Below are 22695 nucleotides of genomic sequence, written 5' to 3'. Positions count from 1 at the left end.
GCCCCCGCCGGCCTCGCCACCGCTCGCACTGCTCAGGTCGGCGGTGGCGAACAGCTGCTGTCCCCAGTCGACCGGCACCTCGTAGAACAGTGTCTGTCCGGGTCGTACGTCGTCGCGCCAGACCCCCTGCTCCAGCGCGGTCGCCGAGCCGAAGCCCCCGCCGCCCCGGCGCCGCACGCCCTCCCCGGCGGGGGGCGAGGGCGTGTCCGAGTTCCAGGCCCCGGGCGCACTGGTCGAACCGGCCTTCCGGAGCCGCGGTTCCAACACAGGCGCGAGTTCCAGGTCCCAGTCCCCCGGCGAGGACTCGGTGCGCAGCACCCGTTCGACGGCGACGTAGTAGGTACCGGCGCCCCGGCACGGCGACCGGCTCGACGGGAGCTGGCGCGCGGACCACACGGTGAGGGGGCGTGGGCTGCGGCCGGCGCCGATGCTGGCGGTGTCCGCCGCGGAGCAGGAACGGCCGTCGGCGTCCTGCACGGACACCCTGACGCCTTCCGTGGGGGTCACCGCGGCGCCCGTCGGGGGTACGGCCGTCGCACCGACGTACACGGTCGATGTGCCGTCGAGTACGAGGCGGTAGTAGACCTTGCCGTCGCTGGGCAGCGAACTCCGGTACGTGGTACCGGGTTGGAGACGCTCGGCGTCGGCGGTGTCCGTCGCTCCGGTGACCGACGGGGCGTCCTGGGCGAAGGCGTACGAGGAAGCCGTAGCAGAGGAAGAAGGAGAGGCAGAGGCAGAAGGAGAGGCAGAGGCAGACGTCGGGGGAGAGAGCGAGGCCGCGAAGCCCGGAGATCCCGGCGCACCGGTCACCACGCCCAGCACGCCCCCCACGACGGCCACCCGCCACCACGCCGTACGCCGCCCCATCCCGCGCCACCCCTCCGTGCCCGCGCCCGAGCTCCTACGACCGTCATCGTTCGCATCGATGCGCCATGACCGCCCGTGCGGCCGGACGGTCATGGCGGCCGGTCGGCCGTGGCCCATCCTGCCCCGCCGGGCCACCGCCCACCCTCGCAATCCGTACGACCGTCCGAAAACCCCGGCATCCTCCGGTCTCGGCATCCAGCCTGGCGTCGGGCAACACAAAACCCCGACCGCAACAACGGCCGGGGTCTGCTCAGAATCGGATGTCGGTACTCAGGAACCCGTGGGCACGGAGTCAGTCGCCTCCGTCCACAGGTCCTGCTCGGCGCGATCCGCCTGGATCTGGCGGTACACGAGGAGCCCGCCGATGGCGGCCAGTGTGACCAGGAGAAGCTTCTTCACCGCGCGACCTCGTCTTTCGTTGACGTAGGGGACCTCTGGCGCCCGACTATACACACCGACCGATACCGATCGGTGACCTGCATCCGGGCCCTCAACTCCTGTCGGGAACAGCCCAGTAGAAGCGGAAGAGGGACCTCCGATCAACGGGTGATCACACGGCGATCACCCTCTCACGGAGGGTTGCTTCGGCCTCTATCGCCCCGGTTCTCCACTTTTTCGTCCGTCATGCACCCATCCGTGTGGTGTTCATCTGAAGATCGACGCGCCACAGCTTCAGGTCCGTGATTTCGCGACGTCCATACACATCATGAGGAAAGTACGCAAATCGCCCGACCCGAAAGTGAGGGACCATGGCCCGGAACAAGGTCATGAAGCTGTGGACCGTCGTCATCACCGCCTTCCTGGCGCTGTTCACGACGCTCGGCCTCATCACGACGACCGCCGCCGCCGCCGTACCGCAGACCCAGTCGGCCCGCAACAGCGCCGCCGCCCGCCCGGAACCCCCGGCGATGTCCCACGGCCTCTGGTCCTACGTCAGATCGCTGCCCCCCACGATGAAGCAGCGCATCCGGGCGGAGGCCCACGGCAAGACTCCCAGCTGCCGGCCCCGCTCCCACGGCGACACAGACACGGCTGCGGACCCGGACACGGTCACGGAAGCGGAGACAGTGGAACGGGCCGGAGCGGACTGCGCCTGACGGCACGGCCACCCGGCCCGAGAAGACCGAAGAAGCAGTGAAGCGCAGCACCCCAGACAGACCCAAGCCGCACCGAAAACGCAGCAAAGAAGCAGCAAAGACGCAGCAGAGAAGCAGTAGAGAAGCATCGAAGAAGCGCCTAAGAAGTGACGACGTCGCGGCACAGCACCACACGGCACCGCATCACAGCCCGCCGCACCGCACGGAACATCCGCCGCAGAACCCAAGCGGACGACCCGCTCAGGCCTTCTCACCGACGCCGTTGGCCCAGCACACAGAACTCGTTGCCTTCGGGATCGGCCATGACCACCCACGACTGGTCGCCCTGGCCGAGGTCGACACGCTGGGCACCATGAGCCGCGAGGCGAGCCACCTCGGCGGCCTGGTCATCAGACCTGAAGTCGAGATGCAGCCGACTCTTGACCGGATCCATCCGACCGCGACGGCCAGTGGATCGTCGAGGACCGGCAATCCCAGGCACGCCCGGAGAGACGGCGACCGACACGGCAGCGAGGACCGATGTCAGTCGTAGATGACAAAAACCCCCAACCATGATCGGCTGGGGGTTTTCGTGCTGGTGGGGCTAACAGGATTTGAACCTGTGGCCTCATCCTTATCAGGGATGCGCTCTAACCAACTGAGCTATAGCCCCGCCGCGCTTTGCGGGAGTGTGTCCCGCGCGCTGACTCCTGAAGATTAGCGCACGACGTGGGCAGTCCCAAAATCGGTTCCCCGAGGACCGCCCGCGCACGTTTGAGGCAGCGTTACTCGTCCTCGGCCAGGGTCAGCTCGACGCCGCCGACGAAGCCCGCGGAGAGGTTGTAGATGAACGCGCCGAGGGTCGCGAGCGCCGTCGCGAGGACGACGTCGATGACCGCGATGATCGACGTGAACATCAGGACGTTCGGCAGGGAGAGGAACGCCTGGAGGTCGAAGCCGTTGGACTCGTTCGAGCCGGTCGCCTCGGAGATCGTGCCGCCGACCGTCGAGAAGACGCCCATCGCGTCCATGACCATCCACAGCACGGCGGCGGCGACGATCGTGCAGATGCCGAGCGCGATGGAGAGCAGGAAGCTGACCTTCATGACGGACCACGGGTCGGCCTTGGCCACCCGCAGACGTGCCTTGCGGGTACGGGGCGTGGTGCGCGCCCCGGTGCGCGGGCGGCGTACGGCGCCGGTCGGGCCGGCCTGGGTCGGGTAGGCCTGCGGCGGGTGGTACGGACCGGCCTGCTGCTGCGGCTGCCGTTCCCCCGGCAGCGGAGAGGGCGAGGGCTGCGGTACAGCCGCCCCCTTCGGCGGTGCGGCGGGCACCGTCGGCTGGGCCGGCGGCTGGGTGTCCGTCACAGGTCTCCCCTGGGATCCATGAGTCTCGGGCGAGCGCGAGTCCGTCGCGGGCGGCTTGATCGCCTTGAGTTGAGTCGTGTGCGTATCTGTTGGGTGCGTTTCGGCCGCACGCGCGTCCGTGGCATGCGCGCCTGTGGCACGCGCGTCTGTCGCACGCGCGGCGGAGCCACGGCCGCCTCCGTCCGCCTCCGTGCCGGGGGTGGACCCCGTAGAGGTTCCGGTCGATCCGGCGCCCGTGGCTCCGCTCACGATGACTCACTCCTCGTGCTACTCGGCCGAGGGTGCCTCACCCTCGTCCGTGCCGATGGTCTCGACGGCACCTTCGGCGGTCTCGTCGTCGGCCACATCGCCGTCGACCTCCTCCGCCTCGCGCCCCGCCTCGGCGTTACGTGCGATGCCGACCACGGCATCGCGCTTGCCCAGGTTGATCAGTTGGACGCCCATGGTGTCACGGCCCGTCTCCCTGACTCCGCTGACTCGCGTACGAATCACACCGCCGGACAGCGTGATGGCGAGGATCTCGTCGGTCTCCTCGACCACCAGCGCACCGACGAGCGATCCGCGGTCCTCCACGATCTTGGCAGCCTTGATGCCGAGGCCGCCGCGACCCTGGACGCGGTACTCGTCGACGGGGGTGCGCTTCGCGTACCCGCCGTCCGTAGCAGTGAACACGAACGTACCGGGTCGAACAACATTCATCGAGAGCAGCTCGTCGCCCTCGCGGAAACTCATGCCCTTGACACCCGAGGTGGCACGGCCCATGGGACGCAGGGTGTCGTCCGAGGCGGTGAACCTGATCGACTGCGCCTTCTTGCTGATCAGAAGCAGATCACTGTCGGCCGAGACGAGTTCGGCACCGATCAGTTCGTCGTCCGAACCGTCCTCGCGCTCCCGCAGATTGATGGCGATGACGCCACCCGAACGCGGAGAGTCGTAATCCTTCAGTGACGTCTTCTTGACCAGACCCGCCTTCGTGGCGAGCACCAGGTACGGCGCGGCGTCGTAGTCGCGGATCGCGAGGATCTCGGCGATCGCCTCGTCCGGCTGGAAGGCCAGCAGGTTGGCGACGTGCTGGCCCCGCGCGTCCCGCCCGGCGTCCGGCAGTTCGTACGCCTTGGCCCGGTAGACGCGGCCCTTGTTGGTGAAGAACAGCAGCCAGTGGTGCGTGGTGGAGACGAAGAAGTGGTCGACGATGTCGTCTTCCTTGAGCTTCGTCCCGCGTACGCCCTTGCCGCCGCGCTTCTGGGCACGGTAGTCGACGGTCTTGGTGCGCTTGACGTAACCGCTGCGCGACACCGTGACGACGATGTCCTCCTCGGCGATGAGGTCCTCGATGGACATGTCACCGTCGTAGGGCACCAGCATGGTCTTGCGGTCCTCGCCGTACTTCTCGACGATCGCGGCGAGTTCGGCGCTGACGATGCCGCGCTGGCGGACCGGCGAGGCGAGGATCTCGTTGTACTCGGTGATCTTCGCCTGGAGTTCGTCGTGCTCCTGGACGATCTTCTGGCGCTCCAGGGCGGCGAGTCGGCGCAGCTGCATCTCGAGGATGGCGTTGGCCTGGATCTCGTCGATCTCCAGGAGCTCCATCAGGCCCGTGCGCGCGATGTCGACGGTGTCACTGCGCCGGATCAGCGCGATGACCTCGTCGATGGCGTCCAGGGCCTTCAGCAGGCCGCGCAGGATGTGCGCCCGCTCCTCGGCCTTGCGTAGCCGGAACTTCGTACGGCGGACGATGACCTCGATCTGGTGCGCCACCCAGTGCCGGATGAACGCGTCCAGGGACAGCGTGCGCGGGACACCGTCGACCAGCGCCAGCATGTTGGCGCCGAAGTTCGACTGCAGGTCCGTGTGCTTGTAGAGGTTGTTCAGTACGACCTTGGCGACCGCGTCACGCTTCAGCACGATCACGAGCCGCTGACCGGTACGCGACGACGTCTCGTCCCGGACGTCCGCGATGCCGCCGACCTTGCCGTCCTTCACCAGGTCGGCGATCTTCTGCGCGAGGTTGTCCGGGTTGGTCTGGTACGGCAGCTCCGTGACCACCAGGCACTGGCGGTTCTGGATCTCCTCGACCTCGACGACCGCGCGCATGGTGATCGAGCCACGGCCCGTGCGGTACGCCTCCTCGATGCCCTTGCGGCCGACGACGAGGGCGCCGGTCGGGAAGTCGGGGCCCTTGATGCGCTCCATGAGCGCGTCCAGCAGTTCCTCGTGCGAGGCCTCGGGGTTCTCCAGGTACCACTGGGCACCGGAGGCGACCTCGCGCAGGTTGTGCGGCGGGATGTTGGTCGCCATGCCGACCGCGATGCCGGCCGAGCCGTTGATCAGCAGGTTCGGGAAGCGGGCCGGCAGGACCGTCGGCTCCTGGGAGCGGCCGTCGTAGTTGTCCGTGAAGTCGACGGTCTCCTCGTCGATGTCACGGACCATCTCCATCGACAGCGGCGCCATCTTGCACTCGGTGTAGCGCATCGCCGCCGCCGGGTCGTTGCCCGGGGAGCCGAAGTTGCCGTTGGAGTCCACCAGCGGCATCCGCATCGACCACGGCTGGGCGAGGCGCACCAGGGCGTCGTAGATCGAGGAGTCGCCGTGCGGGTGGTAGTTGCCCATGACGTCGCCGACCACGCGCGCGCACTTGTAGAAGCCGCGCTCGGGGCGGTAGCCGCCGTCGTACATGGCGTACAGGACGCGGCGGTGGACGGGCTTGAGACCGTCCCGGACGTCCGGCAGCGCGCGGGACACGATGACGGACATCGCGTAGTCCAGGTACGAACGCTGCATCTCCGTCTCGAGCCCGACGGGCTCGACACGCTGGGCGATGATGCCGTCACCCTCGGGCGGGACTGGCATGTTCTCGTCGGCCATTGCTGGTGAAGATCCTTCCTGGTGCGGTCAGCTGAGACCGACTCAGATGTCGAGGAACCGGACGTCCTTGGCGTTGCGCTGGATGAACTGGCGGCGGGCCTCGACGTCCTCGCCCATCAGGACGGAGAACAGGTCGTCGGCCTGGGCGGCGTCGTCGAGGGTCACCTGGCCCAGGACGCGGTGCTCCTGGTCCATGGTCGTGATGCGCAGCTCCTCGGCGTTCATCTCGCCGAGACCCTTGAAGCGCTGGATGGAGTCCTCGCGGATGCGCTTGCCGCGCTGGCGGCCCATCTCGATCAGCGCGTCGCGCTCGCGGTCGGAGTAGGCGTACTCGATGTCGTCCCGGCCCCACTTGATCTTGTACAGCGGAGGACGGGAGAGGTACACGTGCCCGGCCTCGACCAGCGGCCGCATGAAGCGGAACAGGAAGGTCAGCAGCAGGGTGGAGATGTGCTGGCCGTCGACGTCGGCGTCCGCCATCAGAATGATCTTGTGATAGCGCAGCTTCGCGATGTCGAAGTCCTCGTGGACTCCGGTTCCGAAGGCCGAGATCAGCGCCTGGATCTCCTGGTTCTGCAGGATCTTGTCGATCCGCGCCTTCTCGACGTTCAGGATCTTGCCGCGGATCGGGAGGATCGCCTGGTACTCGGGGTTGCGGCCGGACTTGGCCGAGCCGCCGGCGGAGTCACCCTCGACGATGAAGATCTCGCACTTGGTGGGGTCGTTCGACTGGCAGTCGGAGAGCTTGCCCGGCAGGGACGCAGTCTCCAGGAGGCCCTTGCGGCGGGTCAGGTCGCGGGCCTTGCGGGCCGCCACGCGCGCGGTGGCCGCCTGGATGCTCTTGCGGATGATGTCCGCGGCCTCGACGGGGTTGCGGTCCAGCCAGTCGGTGAGGTGTTCGTAGACGACCTTCTGGACGAAGGTCTTCACCTCGGTGTTGCCCAGCTTGGTCTTGGTCTGGCCTTCGAACTGCGGTTCGCTCAGCTTCACCGAGATGATCGCGGTCAGACCCTCGCGGATGTCGTCACCCGTGAGGTTGTCGTCCTTCTCGCGCAGCAGCTTCTTGTCGCGTGCGTACTTGTTGATCAGCGTGGTCAGCGCGGAGCGGAAGCCCTCTTCGTGCGTGCCGCCCTCATGCGTGTGGATGATGTTGGCGAAGGAGTACACACCCTCGCTGTAACCGCCGTTCCACTGCATCGCGAGTTCGAGGGACAGGCTCTTGTCCTTGTCCTCGGCCTCGAGGTCGATCACGGTGGGGTGGACCACCTCTCCCTTGCGGGAGTTGAGGTACTTCACGAAGTCGACGATGCCGCCCTCGTAGTGGTACGAGACGGTCTTGACCTCGTGCTTCTCGTCCTCGCCCGCCTCGTCCGCGCCGGCGGTGGCCTTCGCCGACTCGCGCTCGTCGGTGAGGTTGATCCGCAGGCCCTTGTTGAGGAACGCCATCTCCTGGAAGCGCCGCGAGAGCGTCTCGAAGGAGTACTCGGTGGTCTCGAAGATGTCCGGGTCGGCCCAGAAGGTGACCGTGGTGCCGTGCTCGTCCGTGGCCTCGTGCTGGGCCAGCGGAGCCGTCGGGACACCCAGCTTGTAGTCCTGCGTCCAGCGGTAGCCGTCTGTCTTGATCTCGACGGACACCTTGGTCGACAGGGCGTTCACGACGGAGACACCCACGCCGTGCAGACCACCGGAGACCGCGTAGCCGCCGCCACCGAACTTGCCGCCCGCGTGCAGCACGGTCAGCACGACCTCGACGGCCGGTTTGCCCTCGGAGGCGACGATGCCCACCGGGATACCGCGGCCGTTGTCGACGACGCGTACACCGCCGTCGGCGAGGATCGTCACGTCGATGGTGTCCGCGTGGCCGGCCAGCGCCTCGTCGACGGAGTTGTCGACGACCTCCTGCACCAGGTGGTGCAGGCCGCGCTCGCCGGTCGAGCCGATGTACATACCGGGTCGCTTGCGGACCGCGTCCAGACCCTCGAGGACGGTGATGGCGCTGGCGTCGTACGAGGCGGTTACCTCGCCGTTCGACGAGGTCGCCTCGGCGTCGGTGGACGGAATGTTCTCGTTGGGGTTGCCGGAATCGGCCACGAAGCGCCCTTTCTGGCACAGCACGAGCCGGGCTCGTCGGCGGGTTGCCGGAGCGGCTACGGCATGTTGCGTTGGTAAGCCTTGATCAGCGTTGCTCAGCTTCTCCCGGGCGGTCCCCACGTTCGGGGCGGGATCGGCTTCCAGTCTACCGGTAGCGCCGACAGTGATGAGGGTTTGCCGGTACCTGAGTCCGCATGTGCCGCCCTGAACCGGCGTCTTCCGGGTCCCCATATACGGAGCGGGGCTCCAAGAGGCTCACGGAGGCACTCAGCGCTTCGGGCCGTCAACCCTCGGCTACTTGGGAGTCAGGTCGGAATTCGCAACCGCGCGCAGTGCTACGACAAAGGCGTCGGCGGCACCTTGAAGGCACCGCCGACGCCCTTGATGTGATGTCTGTCACCCGTAGGTGTCCCCGGGTCCCGTGCTGCCGGGAGCGCGCAGCGGGCCGTAGCGACGGGGTGGCCCACCGGGGCCGTTCACCTTGATCAGGTTCACGGCGCCGTGCCCGAGATCCTCGTTGAGACGGGCCACCAGCTGCGGGGCGAGCAGCCGCAGGTTCGTCGCCCAGGCCGTCGAGTCGCAGCGCACCACCAGGACCCGCTCGTCCTCGTCGTACTTCTCCGGCACACAGTGCTTGGCCAGGTCCTCGCCCACGATCTGCGGCCAGCGCCCCATCACCCCGCCCACCGCGGCCGGCGTCTCCCAGCCGCGCTCGGTGATCAAGCGGTTGATGGCGGCGCCGAAGGCCATGGGGTCGCGTCCGTCGGCGCGCGCGCCGGAGCGCAGACCGCCCCCGCGCCGCACCTGCCGCTTCTGCTGCGCCGCGTCCCCACGCGCGCGTGCCTGTTCCTTCGCGGCCCGCAGCGCCACCCGCGCGAGGTCGACGCCGGAGGGCTCGGCACCCGGCTCGGGCTTCTCGGCAGGGAGTTGTTTGTCGGTCATGCGCGCTCCACCGTCCCCTCGGACACGGTGTACCGCGTCCCCGTCAGCACATGCGGCACGTCGTCGTCGACCGCCGCCGTCACCAGGACCTGCTCACCGGGCGCGACCAGCTCGGCCAGACGCTCACGGCGACGGGTGTCCAGCTCGGCGAACACGTCGTCGAGGATCAGCACGGGCTCGTTTCCCTCGGCCCTGAGCAGGTCGTACGACGCGAGGCGCAGCGCCAGCGCGAACGACCAGGACTCGCCGTGCGAGGCGTACCCCTTGGCGGGCAGCTGCCCCAGCTTGAGATTCACATCGTCCCGATGCGGCCCCACGAGGGTCACACCCCGCTCGATCTCCTGCTTGCGCACCTCGGCGAGCGCCGCCATGAGCTGCTCGTGAAGAGCCTCACGCGTGTGTGCCTCGCCCGGCGCGGACGGCTTGTACTCCAGGGCGACCGGGCCGCCACCGGGTGCCAGTTGCTCGTACGCCTTGTCTGCCAGCGGCTGCAGCGCGGCGATCAGGTCGAGGCGCTGGGCCAGCAACTCGGCGCCCACGCGCGCGAGGTGCTGGTCCCACACGTCGAGGGTGGACAGGTCCATCGAGCGGCCGCCGTGCCGCCTCGCGAGCGCGGCCGACTTCAGCAGGGTGTTGCGCTGCTTGAGGACCCGCTCGTAGTCGGAGCGGACGCCGGCCATGCGCGGGGAGCGCGCGGTGATCAGCTCGTCCAGGAAGCGGCGCCGCTCGCCCGGGTCGCCCTTCACCAGCGCGAGATCCTCCGGCGCGAACAGCACCGTGCGCACGATCCCGAGCACATCACGCGGCCTGACCTGCGAGGACCTGTTGATGCGGGCCCGGTTCGCCTTGCCGGGGTTCAGCTCCAGCTCGACCAGCTGCTGCCGCTCGCCCTGCCGGACCTGCGCCCGGACGATCGCACGGTCGGCGCCCATGCGGACCAGGGGGGCGTCGGAGGCGACCCGGTGACTGCCGAGGGTGGCGAGGTAGCCGATCGCCTCGACCAGGTTCGTCTTGCCCTGCCCGTTGGGGCCCACGAACGCGGTGACGCCCGGGTCGAGCGGAACTTCGACCCGGGCGTACGAGCGGAAGTCGGCCAGCGACAGATGCGTGACGTGCATGGTCGGTCGCCGACCTCCCCCAGCTTGTGGACTGTGTGAACAGCCCTGTGGACTACTTCGTCTCGACCGCGTGGCCGCCGAACTGGTTGCGCAGCGCCGCGATCATCTTCATCTGCGGCGAGTCGTCCTGGCGGGACGCGAACCGCGCGAACAGGGACGCGGTGATCGCCGGCAGCGGCACCGCGTGGTCGATGGCCGCCTCCACGGTCCAGCGGCCCTCACCGGAGTCCTGCGCGTAGCCCTTGAGCTTGTCCAGGTGCTCGTCGTCGTCGAGGGCGTTGACCGCGAGGTCCAGCAGCCAGGAACGGATGACCGTGCCCTCCTGCCAGGAGCGGAAGACCTCCCGGACGTCGGTCACGGAATCGACCTTCTCCAGGAGCTCCCAGCCCTCGGCGTAGGCCTGCATCATCGCGTACTCGATGCCGTTGTGGACCATCTTCGCGAAGTGGCCGGCGCCCACCTTGCCCGCGTGCACCGCACCGGCGTCGCCCTCGGGCTTGAGGGCGTCGAAGACCGGCTGCACCTTGGCGACGTTCTCCGCGTCGCCGCCGTACATCAGCGCATAGCCGTTCTCCAGGCCCCACACACCGCCCGAGACGCCGCAGTCGACGAAGCCGATGCCCTTGGCGGCCAGCTCCCCGGCGTGCTTCTCGTCGTCCGTCCAGCGGGAGTTCCCGCCGTCCACCACGACGTCACCGGGCTCCAGGAGCTCGGCCAGCTCGTCGACGGTCGCCTGGGTCGGCGCACCGGCCGGGACCATCACCCACACGACCCTCGGGCCCTGCAACGCGTCCACAAGCTCCTTCAAGCTGTGGACATCGGCGAGGTCCGCGTTGCGGTCGTATCCGATCACGGTGTGGCCTGCGCGGCGTATCCGCTCGCGCATGTTGCCGCCCATCTTGCCGAGGCCGACGAGACCGAGCTCCATCAGTTGTTCCTTAGGTTGCTGTGGCGTGTGGGGCACTTTCGTACCCACGTACGAGCCTAAACCCGCACGCTCACGCACACCTGTGGGCATACGCGCTCAAACGTATGCCCTCACCTGCGGCTTTGACTCAGCCGCTCAACCGCACCGGCATGATCAGGTACTTGTAGGCCTCGTCCGCCTCGGCGTCCAGGGCCGGCTTGCCGCTCAGCAGCGCCGGCTTGGTGGACGTCGTGAACGAGAGCTGGGCCACCGGGGAGTCGATGGCGCTCAGGCCGTCCAGCAGGAAGGTCGGGTTGAAGGCGATCGAGACGTCGTCGCCCTCCAGCTGTGCGTCCACCCTTTCCACAGCCTGTGCGTCGTCGCTGGAGCCGGCCTCCAGGATCAGCACGCCCTGCTCGAAGCTCAGCCGCACGGGGGTGTTGCGCTCGGCGACCAGGGCCACACGCTTGACGGCCTCCACGAAGGGGGCCGTTTCGATCACGGCGATGGAGTTGAACTCCGTCGGGAACAGCGAGCGGTACTTCGGCAGGTCGCCCTCGAGCAGCCGCGTGGTCGTACGGCGGCCCGCACCCTCGAAACCGATCAGCCCCTCGCCCGCGCCCGAACCGGACAGCGCCAGGATGACGCTGTCGCCGCTCGTGAGCGCCTTGGCGGTGTCCAGGAGCGTCTTGGCGGGCACCAGGGCGACCGCGGACGCCTCCGGGTTCTCCGGCTTCCACAGGAACTCACGGACCGCGAAGCGGTAGCGGTCGGTGGACGCCAGCGTGACGGTGTCGCCCTCGATCTCGATGCGCACACCGGTCAGCACGGGAAGCGTGTCGTCACGGCCGGCTGCGATGGCCACCTGGGCCGCGGCGGACGCGAAGACCTCACCGGGGACGGTGCCCGTGGCGCTCGGCATCTGCGGCAGCGCCGGGTACTCCTCCACAGGCAGGGTGTGGAGTGTGAACCGCGAGGAGCCGCAGACCACCGTGGCCCGTACACCGTCTGTGGAAATCTCCACCGGACGGTTGGGCAGGGCACGGCAGATGTCGGCGAGCAGGCGCCCGGAGACCAGCACCGTGCCCTCCTCCTCGACCTCGGCCTCCACGGAGACCCGCGCGGAGACCTCGTAGTCGAAGCTGGACAGGCTCAGCTGGCCTTCCTCGGCCTTCAGGAGAAGGCCGGCGAGGACAGGCGCCGGCGGACGGGCCGGGAGGCTGCGCGCCGCCCAGGCCACTGCCTCCGCGAGTACGTCGCGTTCCACCCGGATCTTCACTGTTGCCGCCTCCTGCTGTTGCCGGCGCTGCTAGGCCTGCCTGGCTTCGTCGTCTGTCTCGGTGTCGTCGGCCCCTGTGACGGGAAGGACACCGGGGAACAGTCTGACGCACCCCACTGACAGTAGGTGCCTCTCGGGGTCAAGTCGTGACGAGGGGCAGTCGGGCACCGGACAGCGAGTTGTGCACAGGCCCCACTTCGAAACGGATTCCCAGCTCTCTCTAGTTGGGAGTAGTAGTAGGGGCTGTGGATACCGTGGATAACCCTGTTTTCCCAGCTCAGAGCAGGAATTTTGTCCACCGCCCCTGTGGGCGACACCGGTGGACAACTCTGCCTGTCTGTGGAGAACAGAAAGTTCTGCACACTCCGTGCACAGGTTGGGGCGAGTTCTCCCCAGCACCGTCCCCAGCTTTGGTCACCTTTCCCACAGGCCAGCTTGGCAGCTTCGTGTGACGCCTTTCACTCGACCCGGTGATCAGGCGCGTCGGGTTGCCGAACAGTGGACAGGCATGTGGAGAAGCCGACAATCGCTGGGGACAACCGACCCCAGCCTGTGGGCGGCCGGTGGACAACTCGGTGCACAGCCTGTGGATCATTGCGCTGTCCACAGTCTGTGGAGATCGTTCGTCCACGAATCCACAACCACCTGACCTGGTGTGATGGTCTTTCAGCAGCTGGCCTGTGGACCGCGATCTGGACAACTTCGCGGTCCCCAGGATGTGGACGGAAAAAAGTCACCGGATCTGTGGAGAGAGGCCGTAACCCGGCGGGGAATCGAACAGCCGGCAACGGCGGCGTGACCTCAGGCATGACGAAGGGCGCCCCGGGACCTCGTCCCCAGGGCGCCCCTCGGCGTCGGAACCGCTGTGACTGCGCTTCTGCCCGCGCTTGTGTCAGCCGTTCTTGATGCGGTTCGTCAGCTCGGTCACCTGGTTGTAGATGGAGCGTCGCTCGGCCATCAGATTGCGGATCTTGCGGTCCGCGTGCATCACGGTCGTGTGGTCGCGGCCGCCGAACAGCGCGCCGATCTTCGGCAGCGAGAGGTCCGTCAGCTCTCGGCACAGGTACATGGCGATCTGGCGGGCCGTGACGAGCGCCCGCCCGCGCGAGGTGCCGCACAGGTCCTCGACGGTCAGACCGAAGTAGTCGGCGGTCGCGCTCATGATGGCCGTCGACGTGATCTCGGGGGCCGAGTCCTCGCCGCCGGGAATCAGGTCCTTCAGCACGATCTCCGTCAGGCCCAGGTCCACCGGCTGCCGGTTGAGCGACGCGAACGCCGTCACCCGGATCAGCGCGCCCTCCAGCTCGCGGATGTTGCGCGAGATGCGGGAGGCGATGAACTCCAGTACCTCCGGCGGGGCGTTGAGCTGCTCCTGGACCGCCTTCTTGCGAAGGATGGCGATACGGGTCTCCAGCTCGGGCGGCTGGACGTCGGTGATCAGGCCCCACTCGAAACGGTTCCGCAGTCGGTCCTCCAGCGTGACCAGCTGCTTGGGCGGCCGGTCGCTGGAGAGCACGATCTGCTTGTTGGCGTTGTGGAGCGTGTTGAAGGTGTGGAAGAACTCCTCCTGCGTCGACTCCTTGTCCGCGAGGAACTGGATGTCGTCGACGAGCAGGATGTCCATCTCGCGGTAGCGCTTGCGGAAGCTGTCGCCCTTGCCGTCGCGGATGGAGTTGATGAACTCGTTGGTGAACTCCTCCGAGCTCACGTACCGCACGCGCGTGCCGGGATACAGGCTTCGCGCGTAGTGCCCGATCGCGTGCAGCAGGTGGGTCTTGCCGAGTCCCGACTCCCCGTAGATGAAGAGGGGGTTGTAGGCCTTGGCCGGCGCCTCGGCGACCGCCACCGCGGCCGCGTGTGCGAAGCGGTTGGAGGCGCCGATGACGAACGTGTCGAAGAGGTACTTCGGGTTCAGCCGCGCGGTGGGTTCACCGGGTCCGGTCGCCGGCGCGGGCTGCGCGGCCAGCGGGCCGGGGGCGCCGGTGGTGGGCAGGTTGGAGCCGACCGGGCCGCCGCGGTGGACCCGCCCGGAGCCGGGCGGCGGATCGGGCAGCTCGCGGCGGGTGTCGCGCTGGTCGTAGTCGGAGCGGGGCTTGTCGTAGTCCGGCCGCTGGTCGTAGTCGGAGCGCTGGCTGTCGTAGGAGGAGCGCTCCATCGGCTGCGGGCGGTAGTCCTGTGACGGAGGGCCGTAGGAGTCCTGTGGGTACGGCTCCTGCGGATAGTGCTCCTGTGACGGCGACGCGTACGGGTCGCGCTCCGGGAAGCCGAGCCGCTGCTGCTGCCAGCTGTACTGGTCCTGCGGCGGCCGGGGCCAGCCGCCGGGCTCGGGACGCTGGTACTCCGAGGGGTAGGCGGGGCGCGCGGTCGGGAGCTGGTCCTGGCGGGAGTCGCGGTCGCCCTGGTGTCCGGGGCGCTGTTCGCCGCGACCCGGGTGGGAGTCGTCCGCGCGGTGGCGGCCGTAGCCCTCGTACTGGTTGTCGTACGAGCCGTCGTACTGGTTGGAGGGGAGCTCGGGCTCCTCGTAGCGCGACTGGGGGCGGGGGGCCGGAGGCGCGGGCGGGGTCTGGGGTTCGCCCGCGGAGTCGTCGACGGTGATCGCGATGCGGATGGGGCGGCCGCACTCGCGGCTCAGTGTCTCACTGACGGCCGGGGCCAGTCGGCCCTCCAGCACGCCTTTCGCAAATTCGTTCGGTACGGCGAGCAGGGCGGTGTCGGCGACCAGCGCGAGCGGCTGGCAGCGCCGGATCCAGTGCTCGTCCTTCGCCTCCACGCCCTGGACGCGGCCCTCACCGAGAAGTTGCTCGAGTACGCGTGGCCACACTGCGGCAAGATCGGCAGGTACGTCAGCCACAGGGCACGCTCTCTCACGGGTCCCACGAACGTGTGGTTGTGGGACGAGTTGGGATTCAAATGGGGTGGAGCCGAAATGCGGGGGTCAAGGGAACGAATCGGAGTTCAGCCACGGTAGTCAGGGCGACGGGTGCGGTTCAAGTTGTTGTCCCCAGCCTGTGGATAGTGTCTCCCGGTGACCACTGGTTTGACCGGATGGCGTAGCCGCGCGTACCGTAACCAGGTCGAGTTGTCGATGGCTGCTGCCGCCTGCCTCCGATGGGCACAGATCGCTTCGGGTGATCGGGAAGCGGTGCACACGGGCGTAACTGCGAGCTACTCGTGGGCGCACGGTGACAGCCAGGACGGCACCCGCCACCACCGATTGATTTCTGGAGCCCCCGAGTGAGCAAGCGCACCTTCCAGCCGAACAACCGTCGTCGCGCCAAGACCCACGGCTTCCGTCTTCGGATGCGTACCCGTGCCGGCCGCGCGATTCTGGCGAACCGCCGCAGCAAGGGTCGCGCCAGCCTGTCCGCCTGATACCGGTCAGGTCATGCCGTCGTGCTGCCCACCGAGAACCGGCTGAGGCGGCGCGAGGACTTCGCGACCGCGGTACGACGAGGGCGCCGGGCCGGCCGCCCGTCCCTCGTCGTCCACCTTCGTAGCGGTGCCACGGACCCGCACGCGCCTGGGGAGAGCGCTCCCCCGACGCGTGCGGGTTTCGTCGTGAGCAAGGCCGTGGGCGGTGCTGTGGTGCGCAACAAGGTGAAGCGCAGGCTTCGCCATCTGATGCGCGACAGGATCGCCCTGTTTCCCCCCGGTAGCCTGGTAGTCGTACGAGCGCTGCCCGAGGCGGGCGACGCCGATCATGAACAGCTGGCCCGAGACCTGGACGCCGCCGTTCAGCGGCTGCTGGGAGGGGGCGCACGATGAAGTACCCGCTGCTGGCGCTGATCAAGCTGTACCAGTGGACCATCAGCCCGCTGCTGGGGCCGGTGTGCAAGTACTACCCGTCGTGCTCCCACTACGGCTACCAGGCCATCGACCGGCACGGTGCGATCAAGGGAACGGCACTCACCGCCTGGCGCATCCTGCGGTGCAATCCGTGGTCGCTGGGCGGTGTGGACCATGTCCCGCCGCGCAAGCGTCCGCGGTGGCACGAAATGCTGCGTAACGCCTGGCGTGCACGTAGGGGCGGGCCCTCCGCCGCCTCGGCCACCGAGGGACAGAATCCTTCGAGCCCGGCCGCAGAGACTCCGTCCCATGCCCAAGGAGCATGATTAGTGGACACGATTGCCAGTCTTTTCAGCTTCATCACGACACCCGTCTCCTGGGTCATCGTTCAGTTCCACACGGTGTACGGCAAGATCTTCGGCCCTGACACCGGGTGGGCCTGGGGCCTGTCGATCGTGTCCCTCGTGATCCTGATCCGTATCTGCCTGATCCCGCTCTTCGTGAAGCAGATCAAGTCGACGCGGGCCATGCAGACGCTCCAGCCCGAGATGAAGAAGATCCAGGAGCGCTACAAGAACGACAAGCAGCGTCAGTCCGAAGAGATGATGAAGCTGTACAAGGAGACGGGCACCAACCCGCTCTCCTCGTGCCTTCCCATCCTGGCGCAGTCCCCGTTCTTCTTCGCCCTGTACCACGTGCTCAACGGCATCGCGACGGGCGACACCATCGGTGTCATCAACGACTCGCTGCTGGCCAGCGCTCGTAAGGCCCACATCTTCGGTGCCCCGCTCGCCGCGAAGTTCAAGGACGGCTCCGCCACCGTCCACGCTCTGGGCGCCACGGTCACCGATGTGCGGGTCGTCACCGCGGTCATGATCGTGATGATGTCGGCGTCGCAGTTCTACACGCAGCGCCAGCTGATGACGAAGAACGTCGACACCACGGTCAAGACGCCGTTCATGCAGCAGCAGAAGATGCTGATGTACGTCTTCCCGGTCATGTTCGCCGTCTTCGGCATCAACTTCCCGGTCGGTGTCCTCGTCTACTGGCTGACCACCAACGTGTGGACCATGGGCCAGCAGATGTACGTCATCCGCAACAACCCGACGCCGGGTTCCAAGGCCCAGGCCGCCTACCTGGAGCGCCTCACCCACCACGTCACGAACCACGGCAAGGCCCGCAAGCGCAGCGAGCGCACCATCATCAAGGCGATCGTCGCCAAGGGCCGGGACCGCAACGAGTTCGAGCGCAAGTTCATCAACGCTCTGAACAAGGCGGGCCTCGCGGCCCAGGCCGACGGCTCGGTCGTCCAGAGCGAGTCCCAGGCCGCGGTGCAGACCGAGGACGGTTCTACGGTGAGCGCGGCGGCTCCCAAGCGTCAGCAGCCCAAGCGGCAGAGCAAGTCCCAGCGTCAGTCGGGTGCGGTTTCGGCCGGCTCGAAGGCAGCCGAGGACAGCCAGTCCTCGGAGTCGATCTCGCTGAGCAAGTCCGACGAGCCCGAGGACGCCAAGCCCGCCGTTCCCGCCAAGAAGCAGCCCGGCGGCGGTACCCGCAGCAAGGCCCAGTCCGGACAGCGCAAGGGTCCGCAGCGGCCCAAGTCCCCGTCCAAGAAGTAAGAAGGAGTCCATCCCGTGACGGAAGGCACCACCTCCGCCGCTGCCGAGGGTGCAGACACCCTGACCCGCCTCGAGCAGGAGGGCGAGATCGCGGCGGACTACCTCGAGGGTCTGCTGGACATCGCCGATCTCGACGGCGACATCGACATGGACGTCGAAGCCGACCGCGCCGCTGTTTCGATCATCAGCGACGTGGCCAGCCGCGACCTGCAGAAGCTGGTCGGTCGTGAGGGCGAGGTGCTGGAAGCCCTTCAGGAGCTCACCCGCCTTGCCGTGCACCGGGAGACCGGGGACCGCAGTCGGCTGATGCTGGACATCGGTGGTTACCGGGCCAAGAAGCGCGCCGAGCTCTCCGAGCTTGGTGCCAAGGCCGCCGCCGAGGTGAAGAGCACAGGCGAGTCCGTGAAGCTCAAGCCGATGACGCCGTTCGAGCGCAAGGTCGTGCACGACGCGATCAAGGCCGCCGGGCTGCGCAGTGAGTCCGAGGGCGAGGAACCGCAGCGGTTCGTCGTCGTGCTTCCCGCCTGATCGGTCCGTACGTTCCTCCGGCCCCGTCTGTAGAGCAGGCGGGGCCGAACTTTGTCAGCCTGATAGTTCTGATGATCAGCGCCCGGTGCGCTGATGCGGTACGGAAGGACGGTTCCCCGTGACGGAGGCAGCGGAGCTTCCCCCCGCGCCCGAGCAGGCGCGCGAGGTGTTCGGCGATCGCTTCGAGGATGCGGTGCGCTACGCCGAGCTGCTCGCCGAGGCGGGTGTGCAGCGCGGTCTCATCGGCCCCCGCGAAGTGCCCCGGCTGTGGGAGCGGCATCTGCTGAACTGCGCGGTGCTCTCGGAGGTTGTTCCTGAGGGCGTGACGGTGTGCGACGTCGGCTCCGGTGCCGGTCTGCCCGGCATTCCTCTGGCTCTCGTCCGCGAGGATCTGAAGATCACGTTGCTGGAGCCGTTGCTGAGGCGCACGACTTTCCTGACGGAGGTCGTGGAGCTGCTGGGCCTGGACCATGTGACCGTCGTGCGGGGCCGTGCCGAGGAGGTCATGGGCAAGCTGACCCCTGTGCATGTGGTGACAGCGCGGGCCGTGGCCCCGCTGGACCGGCTGGCGACGTGGGGTGTTCCGCTGCTGCGTCCCTACGGCGAGATGCTCGCGCTCAAGGGCGACACCGCGGAGGAGGAACTCAAGGCGGCAGGTACGGCCCTGAGCAAGCTCGGCGCCGTGGAGACCTCCATCCTGCATGTGGGTGAGGGCGTGGTCGATCCGTTGTCCACGGTGGTGAGGGTCGAGGTCGGGGAAAGTCCCGGTGGTGTGCGGTTCGCGGCCAAGCGTGCCAAGGCGGCCCGTACCGGTCGCACTCGTCGACGTCGCTGATCCGTCCTGACGACGAGACTTACTCCACACAAGCTGTCAAACCTATGCATCCCGGAGTGTCGCGGCAGAACGGGCACCCCTGCCCTGCATCGTGTTTCACGTGAAACGTCGCTCACTGCTGCACGGCATCATCAGCCGGGGCCGCGCTGCGGCCGAACCCCGTGACCGAAAGCCTCTCGGGTCACTCGGAGAGGTAACGGAGTTGTCCACAGAGGTGGATTTCTCCACAGAACAACAGGCCTCACTGGTTCACACCCCCGAAGACATGGGAGGCTCTGTTCATTGCGAGCCTGAAGTCGAGGAGAGTGAATCCTTGCGGTCCGACGCCAACATCGCGGGACCGATGACCGATCCGGTCCCCGGTCCCCGAACCGAGTCGATGGGGGAGGATGTTTCACGTGAAACACCGCCCCCGATGGACGACACTCCGATCGGTCGTGCTGCCCAACTGGCGGTAGAGGCTCTTGGCCGTGCCGGCGAGGGCCTGCCACGGCCCGAGCAGACCCGGATCATGGTCGTTGCCAACCAGAAGGGCGGGGTGGGCAAGACGACGACGACCGTCAATCTTGCTGCTTCGCTGGCTCTGCACGGCGGCCGTGTCCTGGTCGTCGACCTTGACCCTCAGGGCAACGCGTCCACGGCTCTGGGTATAGACCATCACGCGGACGTGCCGTCCATCTATGACGTCCTGGTCGAGAGCAGGCCGCTGGCCGAGGTGGTCCAGCCGGTCCCCGATGTCGAAGGTCTCTTCTGTGCCCCGGCCACCATCGATCTCGCCGGTGCGGAGATCGAGTTGGTGTCCCTGGTGGCACGTGAGAGCCGACTGCAGCGGGCGATCCAGGCGTACGAGCAGCCCCTGGACTACATCCTCATCGACTGTCCGCCCTCGCTCGGCCTGCTGACGGTCAATGCGCTGGTGGCAGGTGCGGAGGTCCTCATCCCGATCCAGTGCGAGTACTACGCGCTGGAGGGTCTGGGACAGTTGCTGCGCAACGTCGATCTGGTCCGGGGTCACCTCAACCCCACCTTGCACGTATCGACCATCCTGCTCACCATGTACGACGGCCGGACGCGCCTCGCGTCCCAGGTCGCGGACGAGGTGCGCACTCACTTCGGCGACGAGGTACTACGGACGAGCATTCCCCGCTCGGTCCGTATCTCCGAGGCGCCGAGTTATGGACAGACGGTGCTGACCTACGATCCAGGATCGAGTGGGGCCCTGTCCTACCTTGAAGCAGCACGAGAGATCGCGCTGAAGGGCGTCGGTGTCAGCTACGACCCGGCGCAGGCGCACATCGGCGCACAGAGCAATCCGAGCATGGTGGAGGGGATCCAGTGAGCGAGCGACGGAGGGGTTTGGGTCGTGGTCTCGGCGCACTGATCCCCGCTGCCCCGACGGAGAAGACGCCGACCCCGGCGGCGATGGGAGGCGCTGGCTCGGCGTCTCCGACGTCCGTCCCGGTGCTGACGACCGACCGTGGGGTGGCCGCGGCGAAGGTGGCCACGCTGCCGCCTGTTTCACATGAAACCGAGATGCCGTCGGTCAACGGCTACTCGGAGACGCCCCCGCCTCCCATCGGAGCCTACTTCGCGGAGCTCCCGCTCGACTCCATCACGCCGAACCCCCGCCAGCCGCGTGAGGTCTTCGACGATGACGCGCTCCAGGAACTGGTCACGTCCATCAGGGAAGTCGGCCTTCTCCAGCCGGTCGTCGTACGGCAGGCCGGCCCCGCCCGCTATGAGCTCATCATGGGCGAGCGGCGCTGGCGGGCCAGCCGTGAGGCCGGCCTGGAGGCGATCCCCGCGATCGTGCGGGCCACGGATGACGACAAGCTTCTCCTGGACGCCCTCCTGGAGAACCTGCACCGCGCTCAGCTGAACCCGCTGGAAGAGGCAGCCGCCTACGACCAGTTGCTGAGGGACTTCAACTGCACGCACGACCAGCTGGCGGACCGCATCGGCCGGTCCCGCCCGCAGGTCTCCAACACCCTGCGTCTGCTGAAGCTCTCGTCGGCGGTGCAGCGCCGGGTGGCGGCCGGAGTGCTGTCCGCCGGACACGCCCGTGCCCTGCTTTCCGTGGAGGACTCGGAGGAGCAGGACCGGCTGGCCCACCGGATCGTGGCCGAGGGACTGTCGGTGCGTGCGGTCGAGGAGATCGTGACCCTCATGGGGTCGCGGCCGCAGACCGCTCAGCGTTCCAAGGGGCCGCGTGCCGGCGCCCGGGTCTCTCCGGCTCTGACCGACCTAGCGACTCGTCTCTCGGACCGTTTCGAGACGCGGGTGAAGGTCGACCTGGGGCAGAAGAAGGGCAAGATCACCGTCGAGTTCGCCTCGATGGAGGACCTCGAACGCATCCTCAGCTCCCTCGCCCCCGGTGAGGGGCCGGTTCTGCAGAAGAGCCTGGTGGACGACGACGCCGAGGAGACGGAAGGCTGAGCCGGGCGCGCCGGGGTGACGCCGCCCAGGCGAAGCACGAAGAGCGGGTCGTGTCCGGTGTGTCCCGGAACACGGCCCGCTCTTTGCTTTCAGCCGGTATCGATGGAATCTCTGGATGGATACGATGCGATTGGGTGCGGCACATCCACCCGGCAGTACCTCTGAGGGGAGACAGGGGCCATGCGAACGATGAGCCGAAGCGGACTGGTGAGCGCGGGCCTGGGACTGGGGGCGGTCGGCGGATTCGTCGGCAGCCTGCTCAGGGAACGCAGTGCTCTGACGGCTGCCCGCGACGCGGCGGGCGAAGGAAGCGAGGATCAGCCTTCATGGGGCGTCGGCTCGTACCGCTCACGCTGGACAACCTTCCGGACCTACCCCAGCGCTGCCGCTCGTGCGTCTTCTGGGAGTTGGACCCCGTCAGCGGAGAAGCCGCGGTAAAGGCCGGAACAGCCGCTCTGGAGAAAGAGGCCTGGATCTCCGCCGTACTGCTGGACTGGGGATCGTGCGGCCGGGTCGTCTACGTCGACGACGTACCGGTCGGCTATGTCCTCTACGCTCCTCCCGCGTATGTTCCTCGCTCGACGGCGTTTCCCACGAGCCCTGTCTCTCCGGACGCCGTCCAGTTGATGACGTCGTTCATCATGCCGGGCTATCAGGGGCAGGGGCTCGGCCGTGTGATGGTGCAGACGGTCGCCAAGGACCTGCTGCGGCGGGGCTTCAAGGCCATCGAGGCATTCGGCGACGCCCGGTGGAAAGAGCCCGCCTGCCTGCTTCCCGCAGATCATCTCCTTGCCGTGGGCTTCAAGACGGTCAGGCCCCATCCGACCTATCCGAGGCTGAGGCTGGAGCTGCGCACCACCCTCTCCTGGAAGGAAGACGTGGAGATGGCACTGGACCGGCTTCTGGGGGCGGTCCAGAAGGAACCGGCGCTGCGTCCCCTGTAACGCGAGGGGGGCCGGGCCCTTTCGGGCCGGCCCCCCTC

20 protein-coding genes, 1 tRNA gene and 1 pseudogene are annotated in these 22695 nt (G+C 67.8%); 10 read left to right on the top strand and 12 right to left on the bottom strand.

What is annotated here, in order from left to right; translation table 11 throughout:
• Positions 1 to 867: pseudogene (locus ACFVYN_RS16670) on the bottom strand (hypothetical protein); the annotation flags it as partial.
• Between the two features lie 270 nt (positions 868 to 1137).
• On the bottom strand, positions 1138 to 1266 hold the full coding sequence (locus tag ACFVYN_RS16665; RefSeq protein WP_351638128.1) for a DLW-39 family protein: 129 nt from the start codon (positions 1264 to 1266) through the stop codon (positions 1138 to 1140).
• 350 nt (positions 1267 to 1616) lie between these two features.
• On the opposite strand from ACFVYN_RS16665, the gene ACFVYN_RS16660 reads away from it, so the two are divergent.
• The gene (locus ACFVYN_RS16660) at positions 1617 to 1964 is read left to right on the top strand and encodes a DUF6344 domain-containing protein (RefSeq protein WP_389998512.1); all 348 of its coding nucleotides are present in this window, start codon (positions 1617 to 1619) and stop codon (positions 1962 to 1964) included.
• A gap of 250 nt (positions 1965 to 2214) precedes the next feature.
• On the opposite strand, the gene ACFVYN_RS16655 is transcribed toward ACFVYN_RS16660, so the two are convergent.
• The 10 genes from ACFVYN_RS16655 to dnaA form a co-directional block, all read right to left on the bottom strand.
• The gene (locus ACFVYN_RS16655; RefSeq protein ID WP_389998570.1) at positions 2215 to 2445 is read right to left on the bottom strand and encodes a VOC family protein; all 231 of its coding nucleotides are present in this window, start codon (positions 2443 to 2445) and stop codon (positions 2215 to 2217) included.
• A 94-nt stretch (positions 2446 to 2539) separates the two neighbouring features.
• Positions 2540 to 2616: transfer RNA gene (locus ACFVYN_RS16650), tRNA-Ile, on the bottom strand.
• Positions 2617 to 2728: 112 nt separating this feature from the next.
• Positions 2729 to 3559 (bottom strand): DUF3566 domain-containing protein, encoded by an 831-nt coding sequence (locus tag ACFVYN_RS16645; protein ID WP_389998510.1) that lies wholly within the window; start codon positions 3557 to 3559, stop codon positions 2729 to 2731.
• An 18-nt stretch (positions 3560 to 3577) separates the two neighbouring features.
• Positions 3578 to 6175, bottom strand: coding sequence for a DNA gyrase subunit A (gyrA, locus tag ACFVYN_RS16640; RefSeq protein WP_389998507.1), 2598 nt, complete (start codon positions 6173 to 6175; stop codon positions 3578 to 3580).
• 42 nt (positions 6176 to 6217) lie between these two features.
• Entirely contained in the window at positions 6218 to 8266 is a 2049-nt protein-coding gene (gene gyrB / locus ACFVYN_RS16635; protein WP_389998504.1) for a DNA topoisomerase (ATP-hydrolyzing) subunit B, read from the bottom strand.
• A 396-nt stretch (positions 8267 to 8662) separates the two neighbouring features.
• Positions 8663 to 9208 carry a DUF721 domain-containing protein gene (locus tag ACFVYN_RS16630; protein WP_389998501.1) on the bottom strand — a complete coding sequence of 182 codons (546 nt, stop codon included), beginning with the start codon at positions 9206 to 9208 and terminating at the stop codon, positions 8663 to 8665.
• The gene (gene recF, locus ACFVYN_RS16625) at positions 9205 to 10326 is read right to left on the bottom strand and encodes a DNA replication/repair protein RecF (protein WP_389998498.1); all 1122 of its coding nucleotides are present in this window, start codon (positions 10324 to 10326) and stop codon (positions 9205 to 9207) included. Before recF ends, ACFVYN_RS16630 begins: the two co-directional genes overlap by 4 nt.
• 52 nt (positions 10327 to 10378) lie before the next feature.
• Entirely contained in the window at positions 10379 to 11254 is an 876-nt protein-coding gene (gnd, locus tag ACFVYN_RS16620) for a phosphogluconate dehydrogenase (NAD(+)-dependent, decarboxylating) (RefSeq protein WP_389998496.1), read from the bottom strand.
• 127 nt (positions 11255 to 11381) lie between these two features.
• On the bottom strand, positions 11382 to 12512 hold the full coding sequence (dnaN, locus tag ACFVYN_RS16615) for a DNA polymerase III subunit beta (protein ID WP_031036280.1): 1131 nt from the start codon (positions 12510 to 12512) through the stop codon (positions 11382 to 11384).
• 892 nt (positions 12513 to 13404) lie between these two features.
• On the bottom strand, positions 13405 to 15363 hold the full coding sequence (gene dnaA / locus ACFVYN_RS16610) for a chromosomal replication initiator protein DnaA (RefSeq protein ID WP_389998493.1): 1959 nt from the start codon (positions 15361 to 15363) through the stop codon (positions 13405 to 13407).
• Between the two features lie 383 nt (positions 15364 to 15746).
• Here dnaA and rpmH point away from each other — a divergent pair, with 383 nt between their 5' ends.
• The 9 genes from rpmH (at position 15747) to ACFVYN_RS16565 (ending at position 22657) form a co-directional block, all read left to right on the top strand.
• On the top strand, positions 15747 to 15884 hold the full coding sequence (rpmH, locus tag ACFVYN_RS16605) for a 50S ribosomal protein L34 (protein WP_005482975.1): 138 nt from the start codon (positions 15747 to 15749) through the stop codon (positions 15882 to 15884).
• Between the two features lie 21 nt (positions 15885 to 15905).
• Positions 15906 to 16277 carry a ribonuclease P protein component gene (rnpA, locus tag ACFVYN_RS16600; protein WP_389998490.1) on the top strand — a complete coding sequence of 124 codons (372 nt, stop codon included), beginning with the start codon at positions 15906 to 15908 and terminating at the stop codon, positions 16275 to 16277.
• The gene (gene yidD / locus ACFVYN_RS16595) at positions 16274 to 16624 is read left to right on the top strand and encodes a membrane protein insertion efficiency factor YidD (protein WP_031036269.1); all 351 of its coding nucleotides are present in this window, start codon (positions 16274 to 16276) and stop codon (positions 16622 to 16624) included. The genes rnpA and yidD overlap by 4 nt, the downstream gene beginning before the upstream one ends.
• Before the next feature lie 3 nt (positions 16625 to 16627).
• Complete coding sequence (yidC, locus tag ACFVYN_RS16590) at positions 16628 to 17914, top strand: membrane protein insertase YidC (protein WP_389998487.1); 1287 nt, start codon at positions 16628 to 16630, stop codon at positions 17912 to 17914.
• A 15-nt stretch (positions 17915 to 17929) separates the two neighbouring features.
• On the top strand, positions 17930 to 18442 hold the full coding sequence (locus ACFVYN_RS16585) for a protein jag (protein ID WP_389998484.1): 513 nt from the start codon (positions 17930 to 17932) through the stop codon (positions 18440 to 18442).
• Between the two features lie 118 nt (positions 18443 to 18560).
• Entirely contained in the window at positions 18561 to 19277 is a 717-nt protein-coding gene (rsmG, locus tag ACFVYN_RS16580; RefSeq protein WP_389998481.1) for a 16S rRNA (guanine(527)-N(7))-methyltransferase RsmG, read from the top strand.
• Positions 19278 to 19542: 265 nt separating this feature from the next.
• Positions 19543 to 20616 (top strand): ParA family protein, encoded by a 1074-nt coding sequence (locus ACFVYN_RS16575; RefSeq protein WP_389998567.1) that lies wholly within the window; start codon positions 19543 to 19545, stop codon positions 20614 to 20616.
• The gene (locus tag ACFVYN_RS16570) at positions 20613 to 21713 is read left to right on the top strand and encodes a ParB/RepB/Spo0J family partition protein (RefSeq protein ID WP_389998478.1); all 1101 of its coding nucleotides are present in this window, start codon (positions 20613 to 20615) and stop codon (positions 21711 to 21713) included. Before ACFVYN_RS16575 ends, ACFVYN_RS16570 begins: the two co-directional genes overlap by 4 nt.
• A gap of 326 nt (positions 21714 to 22039) precedes the next feature.
• On the top strand, positions 22040 to 22657 hold the full coding sequence (locus ACFVYN_RS16565) for a GNAT family N-acetyltransferase (protein ID WP_352387191.1): 618 nt from the start codon (positions 22040 to 22042) through the stop codon (positions 22655 to 22657).
• Positions 22658 to 22695: the final 38 nt, after the last annotated feature.

This window comes from Streptomyces sp. NPDC058307 (assembly GCF_042880295.1).
Taxonomy (GTDB): domain Bacteria; phylum Actinomycetota; class Actinomycetes; order Streptomycetales; family Streptomycetaceae; genus Streptomyces.
Note: the sequence above shows the minus strand (reverse complement) of the source record. Positions and strands in the feature narration are given on the sequence as shown.